The organism is Nibribacter koreensis (assembly GCF_039541795.1).
GTDB classification, from domain to species: Bacteria; Bacteroidota; Bacteroidia; order Cytophagales; family Hymenobacteraceae; genus Nibribacter; species Nibribacter koreensis.
The window spans coordinates 1,210,352-1,222,144 of the sequence record NZ_BAABGX010000001.1 but is presented as its reverse complement, the minus strand read 5'-3'; the positions used below and the strand labels follow the sequence as shown (position 1 = coordinate 1,222,144).

Sequence of the window (11,793 nt, the reverse complement as noted above, 5' to 3'; positions counted from 1 at the left end):
TGCGTGAATTTATTTTCCGGTTTGCAGGAGCCACTCCAGGGCCGGCTTTTCCTCGTCAAACATCTTAATCTCAAATTGATCGCCAATTTGTTGGTGCAACTGATGAAACGACATTTGTCCGTAGATGCCGGGTGCCAGCACCTGGCTCATGTATTTTAAGCCGAGTTGCATGACCAGGGGAGTCCATTCTTTGGTGATCCAGTCATTGGCCACGTCCCAGGGACCAATTAATTCTTTGTGGTTGTTGAGCAGGCGTGCGCAGGGTTTTTCTTTTAGCATGTTCACGTAAAAGGCTCCTCCTTCTTTTACGGTTTCTAAGGTTTGAATGCCCATCCAGCGGGCATGAATATATGCGTTGTCTTCGGCGCGCTCTGCAATCAAGAAAGTATCACCGTTAGGCTTCTTTAATTCTTTTATAATCATCTGTGCATGTCTCCTGTCCAGTGTCGCTATACCGTCAGCACAAGGCCTGGGTTTTAGTTTTTAGCGGTTTTTGTAAATGTACGCATTGTTTCTACTTCATGCCCATCAAACAGAAACGCCCCACTAACTAGTGAGGCGTTTCTTATTCTATTGCTAAAGTATTCCTTAACGCATGGTCTGCGGCTGAGGCTTGTTTTTAACGTATTTCTCCAGCCACTGGTCCATCTCCCAGAGCATGTGCATGATGGATTCTTTGGCGGCGTACCCATGGCTCTCTGATGGCAACACCACGTAGCGGGTGGTAGCGCCGTGGCCTTTCAAGGCATTGTAGAAACGCTCGCTCTGGATAGGGAAGGTGCCGGAGTTGTTGTCAGCCTCGCCGTGTAGCAACAAGATGGGCGTTTTGATTTTGTTGGCGTAGTTGAACGGCGACATCTTGCCGTACACCTCTGGCGCCTGCCAGAACGTGCGTTCTTCTGCCTGGAACCCGAACGGCGTCAAGGTACGGTTGTATGCCCCACTGCGCGCAATACCGGCGGCAAACAGATCTGAGTGTGCCAAGAGGTTAGCGGTCATGAAGGCCCCGTAGGAGTGACCACCTACGGCCACGCGGTTAGGGTCTGCAATGCCCATTTTGGCCACTTCGTCAATGGCGGCTTTGGCGCTGGCTACCAACTGCTCCACGTAGGTGTCATTTGGTTCAGCATCTCCTTCGCCCACAATCGGAATATCGGTGCGATCTAAGACAGCGTAGCCTCTGGTTACCCAGAACAGAGGAGAGCCAGAGCTGATGCGGGTGAACTCATACGGTGAACTTTTCACCTGACCAGCTGATGCCGCGTCTTTGAATTCACGTGGGTAGGCCCATAGTAGCATTGGTAGACGGCCTTGCTCTTTCTTGTAGCCCTTAGGTGTATATAAGGTGGCCGTTAATGTCACGCCGTCATTTCGTTTGTAGGTCAACAACTGCTTATCTACGCCAATCAATTCAGGCGTTGGGTGCGGGAACTTGGTTACGGCCGTCAACTTCTTAGAGCCTACCTGGCGCAGGAAGTAGTTAGGCGGATCGTTCTCAGACTCGCGGCGGGTGATGAAAGTGCCTTTGTCTGCGTTTAACACACTCACAGGTCGCTCATAATACGGTGCCGCAGACCTCCATAGAATGTCATTCTTCTTGGTGGTCAGGTTGAACTTGCTCAGGAACGGACGGTTCCCTTCCGGCGAGCCGCCTTCACTGATCATGTAAATGTTTTGGCCAGACTTGTCGGTTAGCATGACGTACCGCCCGAACTTGTTTTTCTCCATTACCGGGGAGCCTGGGTCAGAGTACAAATCTTCATAGGAGCGCTCAATCAACAAAACGGGCTCGGCGCCTGGCTGGCTAGGCTTCACTTTGGTGGTGCGTTCTTGGCGGGTTCTCCACCAGCGCTCGGTTACCAAAGCCAAATCATTGTTGCCCCAAGTGATGCCCGCATATCTCAGTTTGGTACCAGCCAAAGCGACCGGTGCAGCCGAGAAAGGAGCTGTTTGCATATACACCATGTCGCGCACGGGTACGTCTTTCTTGTCATCGCCGCCATCCTGGGCTTCTACCCAATACAAGGTGGCAGGTTGGTCTGGACGCCAGCTCACGCTCCTAGGACCCGTGGCCACAGCGTTGAAGCCCACTGGGATGTTCTCACCCGATGGAATGTCTGCTATCTGTTTCACCAGTTTGCCCTGGCGGTCCCACACCTGCACGGTGTACGGGAAAGAGTTGGCGGGTACCAGGTAGGAGTATGGACGCTTAGTAGTGGCTACCAAAATATACTGCCCATCTGGCGAGGTGCTGAAGCTCCGGATGATGCCTTGTTCGCCAACTTTGGTCTGCTGGCCGTCCAAGTTGATCTGGGTCAACTGGCTGGTAAGGTAGTAATCAAACAGGGCCTCATCGGTGCGGTTCTTCAGCAAATCCTGATAGGTGCGCGAGGCAGCGGTTTTGCCCAGGTTCTCCTGGATGACGGGGCCGGCTGGCGTATTGTTGGTTTTGGGCGCTTTGCCGCGGTTGGCATTGGTCAATTTTACCAGCAAGGATTTGCTGTCCGGTGCCCAGGTAACGGCATTGCCATAAGCATCATTCACCTGTGAGTTGGTGAGTTTGCGGGCCGAGCGGTTGGCCACGTTCATCACCCAAAGTTCAATGCCGTTGGTGGTGGTATTCAGGAAAGAAACGTGTTGTTCATCTGGCGACCAACTCACATCCGTGATTTTGGCGTTGGCGGGCAAACCTTGGATGGCATATTCCTGGCCACCGTTGATTTTCTTAAGCTTGAGGTTGTTGCTGGAAGAGCCACGGCTGGCCCCGTTCACCGCCGGGTTGATGCGCAGACCGCCAATGCGTAGTTCAGGCGCGGCAATCTCCTCAATGGACGGATAGCCGGGGCGCTCCATCACCAGCATCCACTCGCCTTTGGCGTCAAAAGACACGGTGGGGGTGGCGGGAGCTTCAATAAGTTTCGCGATGGATTCTGCGGGGCGCTGGTAGGTCACGTTCAGGTCTTTGGTGCCCTGGGCCATGGCTGGTCCGCTCAAGGAGAGCGCCAGCATCCAAACCGCCACTCTGGATCGGCGCGATAGTATGAAGTTGGACATGTTCTGTTAGTTAGGTGGAAGGATTTTGTGCATTCAATTTACATTATTTAAGGCACATTCTCCAATAGGCGTTTTTGGTCTGTTTTCTGGAAATCAGGGCGAAAACGAATGCCTGCGCAGTCTGCTTTACCAGGTGATTAATCTCAACAAGGTTATGATGCGATTTAAAATTGCACGAAATAATATGAATGGGCCTCAACCGACAGTAAGACACTGGCCAATACTACAGGGTGGGTTTCTGCATTCGTAGATTCTCCGTTTCAGCAGGAAGTCCTGGACTTGATTATCAGGGATTGCTTAGGGGTAATAAAAAAGGGCCAGCGTATGGCTGGCCCTTTTTTATTATTCTTCGTCCTTAGCTGTTTGCTCAGGCGCTAGTTTGTTTTCTACCGTCACTTTGGTAGCGCCGGCTCTGGATACAATCACTTGCTTGCCCACATCCACCAGGTTTTTGCTTTCATAGATCTTCATGGCGGTGGAAATGTCAATGGCCTGTCTGGTTTGTTCATCTAAGTCAAAGGTGAGGGTGATGAAATTCAAATGAACACCCAGCGGCTCTAGCAGTTTGTTGGCCTCAACCAATAGTTTGTTCTCTAGTTCGGCCTGGTCCAGTTCTACAATGTCCTCCTGCAGAAAGAGAGACTTGCTAACGTCCCTAATCCTTTTGTCAATCACCATGTTCTCGGCGCCTTCAAAAGCACTTGGATCAAGCGCCTCGCTATTGTCTGCGTTGGCGTTGGCCTTCCCTAAAAATTTAGCCTGCCTGATGAACGCCAGCGGGTCTGTGATGGAGTAGTCATAGTCAATGTGAATGGAGGCCCGCACGCGGTCTTTCAGGTTGGAGATGAAGCGGCTGTCCCCCTGCATAGGGAAGTTAGGAATCACCACCTTCATGAAGCAAGGATTGCCCACACCCTTCGGGACGGCATCGCCGGCATTTACCTTCTTCCAGGCCATGCCGCAGTCATCAGACACTACCACTTGTTGGTTTGACTTGGCATAGTTGCAGGATTGTAACGCCACCATGGCCAATAAACCTACTACCCAAAGTCCTTTGATGCTTTTAAAAAGCAGATAAAGCAACACCACCAATCCCAGCACTACCAAGCCTGAGGTGATGAAGGAAGCGTTGGCAAAGAAATTTCCTTGTCCGGCGTGTAGCACGCCATAGATGGCATACGCCACGATAAGCAATAACAGCAAAGGGAGAATGATTTTAGTAAATCTGTTCATGTAGCTTGGTTGAGGTGAATTTGGTGCAAGTTATGTTTTGTCAGTGGTGTTACGATGATTGATATAGGGTCAAAACCAGTGACGCAAGTATTAGTAGGCGGGAGGAGTTGTTTCTTACTGTTAAGCAAATATTTTATTAGTCATGGATTGTACAAAAGGTGACTTAACCTTGAAAAAGAACACGGCTTTAAAGCTTAACCCGTTTTTGGCTTGTTTTCTGGAAAACAGGCTAAAAACGATTATTCATAAGAATGCCCATCACTGCAGACAGTCATGGGCATTCTTATGTATTCAGGTACAATAAAATTTACACGGAGATAGGCTTCATCTTAGGCACCAGGAAGTGCATGATGAGCCAGGCCGTCAAATAGGCACCACCGCAAATCAGGAACATGATGAAGTAAGCGGTCTCTAGTTGGTTGATGCTCTCATAGTACACAAACATGCGTTTCTGAACCAAGGCCGACAACAGGATACCACCCAAGCCACCGGCCATGCCACCAATACCAGTTACAGAGGCCACAGCGCGTTTCGGGAACATGTCAGACACGGTGGTGAAGATGTTGGCGCTCCAGGCTTGGTGGGCCGAGGCCGCAATACCAATCACAATCACCGCCAGCCACATGTTAATTTCTCCCAACTGCTGGGCAAACACGATGGGTAGCACGAAGAAGGCAATCAGCAACATGGACATTTTGCGGGCTCTAAAAGCAGGCCAACCGTTTTTGATGAACTTCATAGGAATTAAGCCGCCGCTAATACTACCAACGCTGGACATGGTATACACCAATGCCACTGGCAGGGCAATGTCAGTACCGGTGAGACCATACTCCTTGTTCAGGAAATCTGGCAACCAGAACAGGTAGAACCACCAGATAGGGTCTGTGAGGAACTTGCCAATCACAAAAGCCCAGGTTTGTCTAAAACCCAACAGTTTTCCCCAGCCTATTTTCGGTTCGGTCTCAATGGCCACGGCGGCCATGTCATCTACATCGCTGTGAATATAGTCAAACTCAGCTTTGGTTAAGCGGGCTTGGCGCGCTGGGACTTCATACAACCAGAACCAGAAAATGAGCCAGATAAAACCAAGGGCACCGGTGATGATGAAAGCCCATTTCCAACCCAGCGTTTCGGCAATGAACGGTACCGAAAGTGGAGCCAGGATAGCACCTACGTTTGAGCCCGAGTTGAAAATACCAGTAGCTAGCGCGCGCTCTTTCTGCGGGAACCACTCTGCCGTCGTTTTGATGGCCGCCGGAAAGTTACCTGATTCAGTCACGCCCAAGAACGCTCTGGCCACCCCAAACCCGAAGGTAGAAGACACAAAAGCGTGGCCTACGGCGGCAATACTCCAGAGGAAGGTAGAAAGGGCATAGCCAATCTTAGTCCCTAGCTTGTCAATGACGCGGCCAACACCCACCATGCCTAAGGCATAGGCTACCTTAAAGGCTATTTCAATGTCGGCGTAGTCCCCAGAGGTCCAGTTGAATTCGGTTTCCAGGTAGGGTTTGAGCAGGGAGATAACGGCCCTGTCCAGGTAATTGATGGTGGTGGCAAAAAATACCAGGGAACAGATCGTCCACCGGTAGCGGCCCATCTTCTCCTGAGAGGTGAGAGGCCTAGTGTTTGTTTGGGTAGTTTGGGTCATGGGCGCGGTTTATTAGGATCTACATGTCTGAGCGAGGTGCAGTGCTTGTTGGGTGAGGGTATGGAGTTGGTCGTATTGGCGATTGGCCAGAATGTCTTTGCTTATGAGCTTGCTTCCCATGCCCACGGCGCAGACTCCAGCCTTGAACCAGGTCCTGAAGTTGCTTTCCTCCATTTCCACGCCGCCGGTCGGGATGAACAGCTGGCCCGGAAACAGCTCTTTGATGGAAGACACAAAGGCCGGTCCTACAATATTGGCCGGGAAGATCTTAATCAAAGCCGCCTGTGCTTGTTGAGCTACGTGAATCTCGGTGGGCGTAAAGCAACCCGGTATCCAAAGCAGTCCCGCCTCGTGCACCAAACTTCCCACGGCCGGGTCCACAATAGGTGCGACTATGTAATCGGCGCCGGCTTTCAAAAAGTCATTGGCCTGCTCTACGGTTTTGATGGTACCAATACCCAAATGCAAATCTGGGTACTGCTGCAGCTCTTGCTTTAAGTATTTGAAGTTCTCTAAAGCGGCAGGTCCGCGGTTGGTGTACTCCAGGGTTCTTACCCCAGCTTTATACAAGGTCTGGATGATGTCAAGGCTTACCTGCGGATCTTCATAGAAGAACAAAGGCAAAAGCCCCTGATCTACAATGGCCTGTAGGGCGGTTTCTTTAGTGGGCATAGGCTTGGATGGTTTCTTCAATCTCGGCCACGGTGCTGGTGGTGGCGTCGCTTAAAATAAATAGTTTCTTGAAGGCCGCTGCCGTGGCAAATTCCAGCGTTTCCTGCGGGGCATGGCCTTGGTAGAAGCCGTAAATCAACCCTGCCATGAAACAGTCACCACTACCCACCTTGTCCAGAATCTGATCTACTTTGTATTCCTGAGACACATGCAATTGGTTCTGAGAGTAGAGTGTGGTAAAGTACTGGATGCCTTTTTCTTGGTAGTCAAACCGGAAGGTATTGGCCACGGTCTTGCAATTCGGGAATTCCTTCAGAATGGTCTCTGAGGTGAGCGTAGCGTGTTGCAACAGTTTCTCCTTTTCAATATCCGCTACCAACTCTTCTTGCAGTGGCATGCCTAGCATTTTGTTGGCGGCCCAGATGTTGCCCATGATCAAGTCACAGTACTGCGCTAGCGCGGGCATAATCTCTACCGGGTCTTTGCCGTACTGCCACAGCTTGGCGCGGTAATTCAAGTCCAGAGAAATGAAGATGTTTCTAGCTTTAGCCGCTTGTAAGGCTTCTAGACAAACGTCTGCCACGTTTTGGTTGATGGCCGGACAGATGGCACTGAAATGAAACCAGCTCACGCCTTCAAAAACAGCGTCCCAGTTGATGATACCAGGCGTTAAATCTGCGTAGGCAGAGCCTTTGCGGTCATAAATCACGCCCGCATTTTTGAGGTCCTTTCCTTTGGGGAGGTAGTACAAGCCAATGCGTTCGCCCTGCATCACAATTGGCGAAGTGTCAATGTTGCGCTCTTGCAAATAATGAATGAGCTGTTCTGAAACAGAGTTCTCTGGCAAGGCCGTCAGGTACGCCGAAGGAATGTCCCACAAGGCCAAGGCCGTGGCCACGTTCAGCTCGGCGCCGCCCACAAAGAACGGCAACTGGTTTTCTGCCAGCCATTGACCTTCGCCGTCTGGACAGATTCTGAGCAACAGCTCCCCGAAGGACAGTACTTTTCCTTTGGTCTGCATGGCTTAGAAGTTGAAGTAGTTTTTGGCGTTGTTGTAACAGATGTCCTCTACCATCTGGCCAATCCATTTCATCTCAGAGGCCGGTAACTGGCCGCTTTCCACGTCGTTGCCCAGCATGTTGCATAGAATCCTTCTGAAGTACTCGTGTCTAGGGTAGGAGAGGAAGCTACGGCTGTCGGTGAGCATGCCCACGAAGCGGCTCAACAAGCCCATGTTGGACAAGGCGTTCATCTGGCGCTCCATGCCGTCTTTTTGGTCCAGGAACCACCACGCAGAACCGTACTGAACCTTGCCCGGCGTGCTTCCGTCGTTGAAGTTGCCAATCATGGTGGCGTACAGTTCGTTCTGACTTGGATTTAGGTTGTACAAGATGGTCTTAGCCAGTTGGTCTGAGTTGTCCAACTTGTCCATGAACTTTGACAGCGGGCGGGCCACATCAAAATCTCCGATGGAGTCAAACCCAGTATCGGCGCCCAACTCACGCATCATACGCGTGTTATTGTTGCGCAAAGCGCCCAGGTGGAACTGTTGGGTCCAGCCTTTGGAGTGGTCCAGCAAAGCCAATTCTACCAACATGGCAGATTTAAACTTGATCACTTCTTCCTTGGTCAAAGCTTGCTTTTGCAAGGCCTTTTCAAAGATTTGGGCAATCTCCTGATCGGTGTATTCTTCAGCGTAAATGGTTTCCAGGCCGTGGTCAGAAAGGCGTCCGCCCTGGGCATGGAAGAAATCATGGCGCTGTTTTAAAACATCTAACAAATCCTGGTACTTGCCAATGGAGATGCCAGAAGCCGCTTCTAATTTCTGCAGGTAGGTCAGGTAACCCGCATCTTCAATGGCCATGGCCTTGTCTGGTCTGAACGTTGGCAATACCTTAATGCCGAAATCATCTGCCGCAATTTTCTGATGGTGCTCCAGAGAATCAATCGGGTCATCTGTAGTACAGATCACCACCACGTTCATCTTTTTTAAGATGCCGCGTACGCTGAACTCATCAGTCTGCAACATAGCCGTGGCCGCTTCATAGATTTCGCGCGCGCTTTCCGGCTTCAAGACCTTCTCAATCCCGAAGGGTCTTTTCAACTCCATGTGCGTCCAGTGGTACAAAGGATTCCGCATGGTATAGGGCACGGTCTGCGCCCACTTCTCAAACTTGGCGTAATCGTCCTCGTTTCCGGTGCAGAAGCTCTCAGAGATGCCGTTGGTACGCATGGCGCGCCATTTGTAATGGTCGCTTTCAAGCCAGATTTGGGTAAGGTTCTTGAATTTTCTATCGTTGGCTATGTCCTCTGGATTCAAGTGGCAGTGGTAGTCAATGATGGGCATGTGCTTGGCATGCTCATGGTACAAGGTCTGGGCCGTCTTGGTCTCTAGAAGAAAATTGTCGTCTAAAAATGACATGGAGGTACTGTTGCTAGGTGAATGAAAACTACTGAGATGCAGTAGGAAATGGGAATTCGTTTTTGGCCTGTTTTCCAAGAAACAGGCCAAAAACGATAGTTTTGAATTTGGTTAATTGGCGCTGGCCTGCACGTTTTCTGCTTGTTGCAAGGCTACGGCTTCAGCGGTTACCAAGGCGGTCAATCCATCAATCTGGTTCAGGTCCTGACCCCAGAAATCTTCATTGGCCAAGGCCATTTTTACCGTCTCTTCCACAGAATCTTTTTGCCACGCCGCCTGGAAGAACTCCAACACTTCGGGTGTGTCGTTTAGAGGGATCTGCTGGCCGTTGTATTCGCCTTTGTAGAACAGAATTAACGCAGCCAAAGAACGAAGCAAGCGCTGTGGTAAAGCTCCTTTGCGTTGCTTGTATTCCAACACCGACGGTAACACGCGCACCTTGTATTTGGCCACGGAGTTGAGCGCGATGGTGATTAACTCATGGTGAATGAACGGGTTCTGGAAACGCTCCAGCACGTCCTTAGCAAACTGGTTTAGTTCTTCGGCAGTCAGGTCCAAGGTAGGGATGATCTCCTCGTAGATGGCTTCCTTGATGAAAGTACCGGAGGTTTCATCTTCCACGGCCTCGCGCACGGTGCGTAGTCCTTGCAGATACGCCACTGGTACCAAAGCGGTGTGCGCGCCGTTCAAGATGCGTACTTTGCGGGTGCGGTAGGGCGTCAAGTCATCCGCGAATTTCACCTGCAGGCCAGCTTTGTCTGTAGGGAAGGCGGCTTGTACCGATTCTGGTGCTTCAATCACCCATAGGTGGAAAGGCTCGGCTTTTACTACTAAGGTGTCTTCAAAACCAATTTCCTGCTGAATGTCCTGGATGGTGTCCTTTGGGAAGCCTGGCACGATGCGGTCTACCAGCGTGTTGCAGAAAATAGTGTCTGCTTCAATCCAGTTAGAGAAGGCTTCCGGCAGGTTCCAGTGCTGGGCAAACTGCAAAATGGTGGTGCGCAGGGCCTCGCCGTTCTTCTCAATCAGTTCACAGGGGATGATGGTCAAGGCCTTGTTAGAAGCTCCCTTGAAATGCTGGAAACGACGGTACAAGAGCGCCGTTAATTTACCCGGGAACGAGCTAGGCGTAGTCTCTGGAGAAGCGTCAGCGGCGTCAAAAGAAATACCTGCCTCCGTTGTGTTAGAAATGATGAACTGTAGGTCTGGATTCTCAGCTAATTTCAGATAGCCGGCATAGTCTGCGTACGGGCTCATGGCGTTCTGCACACAGCTGATCAAGCGGGTTTCCTGCGTGGTCTGTCCGTCCTGAATTCCCTCCAAGACCACGTGGTACAAACCGTCTTGATCATTGATTAATTTGTAGATTCCTTTGTCCAAGGGCTGGATGATTTCTACCGCTCCGTTGAAGTCGGTTTTCTCGTTGAGAATGTCTATCATCCAATCCACGAAGCCCCGCAGAAAATTACCTTCGCCAAATTGTATCACTTTCACGGGTCTCTGCACTGAGATTTGGGCGGTCTGTCTGTTTAACGGCTGCATATTCTTTGTCTTTGAATAACCGGGAGGGCTCTTCGCGTTTAAGGATTAAAGTTTATTTGAAAGCTGTCCTTCTGGTAGTTGAACAAGCTTGTTCTTTGAAATTTGTATGGTCGTTTTTGGCTTATTTTATGGAAAACAGGCCAAAAACGTGGCTATTTATTAGGAGAGTTTCTCTGTGTCTTTTTTGAGTGCTTCGGCTTTCAAAGATGATCCTCTCACCACCAATTCTGGCTTAAGAACCGTTTTCTGCGGAACCAGTTTCTTTTCCGGACCGGCCTTAAAGTGTTCAAAGAATAGTTCGGCGGTGATGCGGCCCATGGTCAGGGAGAATTGGTCTACCGTGGTCAAGGCAGGTTCTGAGAAGCTGGTGAACGGCTCATTTCCGAAGCCGGCAAGTGCCACGTCCTGCGGCACGCGCAGACCGTTTTCCTTCACTACCTGCATGGCACCCATGGCCCCGTAATCACTGGCAGAAAAGACCGCATCCGGACGCTCGGCCAGGGCCAATAATTGCTCCATGCTGGCTCTTCCGTCCTCTAACTGTAGGTTGCTCTTTACTACCAGGGCTTCGTCATAAGGAATTCCGTTGTCACGCAACGCGTCTACGTACCCACGCAGGCGTTCTTTGAAAACGCTTACTTTCTTAGGGCTGGTGAAGTGCGCAATGCGGCGGGCACCCTGCTGGATTAAATGCTCTACCACTTTGTAGGCACCCAGGTAATCGTCAATCATGACCTGGCTCACTTCCAGCTCATCTGTGGTTCTGTCAAACAAGACCAACGGAATGCCTTTCTCCTGCATGCGCTTGTAGTGGTCAAAGTTTTCGGTATTCTTGCCAATAGAAGCGATGATGCCATCCACGCGGGCGCTGAGCAAGGCGTCAATGGTCTGCACCTCTTTCTCATAATTGTCATTAGACTGAGAGATGATGACCTTGTAATTTAGTTTATTGGCGATCTCCTCAATCCCTCTAATGACAGACGCAAAAAAGGCGCGGTCTGCCGTAGGCACAATAATGCCAATGATGTTGGTCTTGCCGTTGCGCAAGGCCGCCGCTATGTTGTTGGGCTGGTAATTAAGGGACTTGGCCAGCTTCTGGACACTTTTCTTAGTGGCCTCGCTGATTCTGGGATGGTCATTCAATGCCCGTGACACCGTAGAGGCGGTGATGTTCAGCTTTTCAGCGATGTCATGAATGGTGACCTTTGGTTTGCTTGACATA

General features: G+C 50.6%; 9 protein-coding genes. All 9 read right to left on the bottom strand.

The window, feature by feature from the left end:
* Positions 1-9 precede the first annotated feature (9 nt).
* Positions 10-423: a hypothetical protein gene (locus tag ABD880_RS05260; protein WP_345163141.1), complete on the bottom strand. Its 414-nt coding sequence runs from the start codon at positions 421-423 to the stop codon at positions 10-12.
* 165 nt (positions 424-588) lie between these two features.
* Entirely contained in the window at positions 589-3,054 is a 2,466-nt protein-coding gene (locus ABD880_RS05255) for a prolyl oligopeptidase family serine peptidase (RefSeq protein ID WP_345163138.1), read from the bottom strand.
* Positions 3,055-3,396: 342 nt separating this feature from the next.
* Positions 3,397-4,287 (bottom strand): hypothetical protein, encoded by an 891-nt coding sequence (locus tag ABD880_RS05250; protein ID WP_345163136.1) that lies wholly within the window; start codon positions 4,285-4,287, stop codon positions 3,397-3,399.
* Positions 4,288-4,594: 307 nt separating this feature from the next.
* Entirely contained in the window at positions 4,595-5,935 is a 1,341-nt protein-coding gene (locus tag ABD880_RS05245) for an MFS transporter (protein WP_345163133.1), read from the bottom strand.
* A gap of 12 nt (positions 5,936-5,947) precedes the next feature.
* Complete coding sequence (locus tag ABD880_RS05240; protein WP_345163130.1) at positions 5,948-6,607, bottom strand: bifunctional 4-hydroxy-2-oxoglutarate aldolase/2-dehydro-3-deoxy-phosphogluconate aldolase; 660 nt, start codon at positions 6,605-6,607, stop codon at positions 5,948-5,950.
* Positions 6,597-7,628, bottom strand: coding sequence for a PfkB family carbohydrate kinase (locus ABD880_RS05235; RefSeq protein WP_345163127.1), 1,032 nt, complete (start codon positions 7,626-7,628; stop codon positions 6,597-6,599). Before ABD880_RS05235 ends, ABD880_RS05240 begins: the two co-directional genes overlap by 11 nt.
* 3 nt (positions 7,629-7,631) lie before the next feature.
* The gene (uxaC, locus tag ABD880_RS05230; RefSeq protein ID WP_345163124.1) at positions 7,632-9,029 is read right to left on the bottom strand and encodes a glucuronate isomerase; all 1,398 of its coding nucleotides are present in this window, start codon (positions 9,027-9,029) and stop codon (positions 7,632-7,634) included.
* A 111-nt stretch (positions 9,030-9,140) separates the two neighbouring features.
* Complete coding sequence (locus ABD880_RS05225; protein WP_345163121.1) at positions 9,141-10,571, bottom strand: tagaturonate reductase; 1,431 nt, start codon at positions 10,569-10,571, stop codon at positions 9,141-9,143.
* 159 nt (positions 10,572-10,730) lie between these two features.
* Positions 10,731-11,792, bottom strand: coding sequence for a LacI family DNA-binding transcriptional regulator (locus tag ABD880_RS05220; RefSeq protein ID WP_345163118.1), 1,062 nt, complete (start codon positions 11,790-11,792; stop codon positions 10,731-10,733).
* Between the last annotated feature and the right edge of the window lies 1 nt (position 11,793).

Bases quoted from the DNA above. Each gene is read 5' to 3' on its own strand.
- ABD880_RS05250 (WP_345163136.1), bottom strand. From the start codon at position 4,287: ATGAACAGATTTACTAAAATCATTCTCCCTTTGCTGTTATTGCTTATC.
- ABD880_RS05235 (WP_345163127.1), bottom strand. From the start codon at position 7,628: ATGCAGACCAAAGGAAAAGTACTGTCCTTCGGGGAGCTGTTGCTCAGA.
- ABD880_RS05245 (WP_345163133.1), bottom strand. From the start codon at position 5,935: ATGACCCAAACTACCCAAACAAACACTAGGCCTCTCACCTCTCAGGAG.
- uxaC (WP_345163124.1), bottom strand. From the start codon at position 9,029: ATGTCATTTTTAGACGACAATTTTCTTCTAGAGACCAAGACGGCCCAG.
- ABD880_RS05225 (WP_345163121.1), bottom strand. From the start codon at position 10,571: ATGCAGCCGTTAAACAGACAGACCGCCCAAATCTCAGTGCAGAGACCC.
- ABD880_RS05240 (WP_345163130.1), bottom strand. From the start codon at position 6,607: ATGCCCACTAAAGAAACCGCCCTACAGGCCATTGTAGATCAGGGGCTT.
- ABD880_RS05260 (WP_345163141.1), bottom strand. From the start codon at position 423: ATGATTATAAAAGAATTAAAGAAGCCTAACGGTGATACTTTCTTGATT.
- ABD880_RS05220 (WP_345163118.1), bottom strand. From the start codon at position 11,792: ATGTCAAGCAAACCAAAGGTCACCATTCATGACATCGCTGAAAAGCTG.
- ABD880_RS05255 (WP_345163138.1), bottom strand. From the start codon at position 3,054: ATGTCCAACTTCATACTATCGCGCCGATCCAGAGTGGCGGTTTGGATG.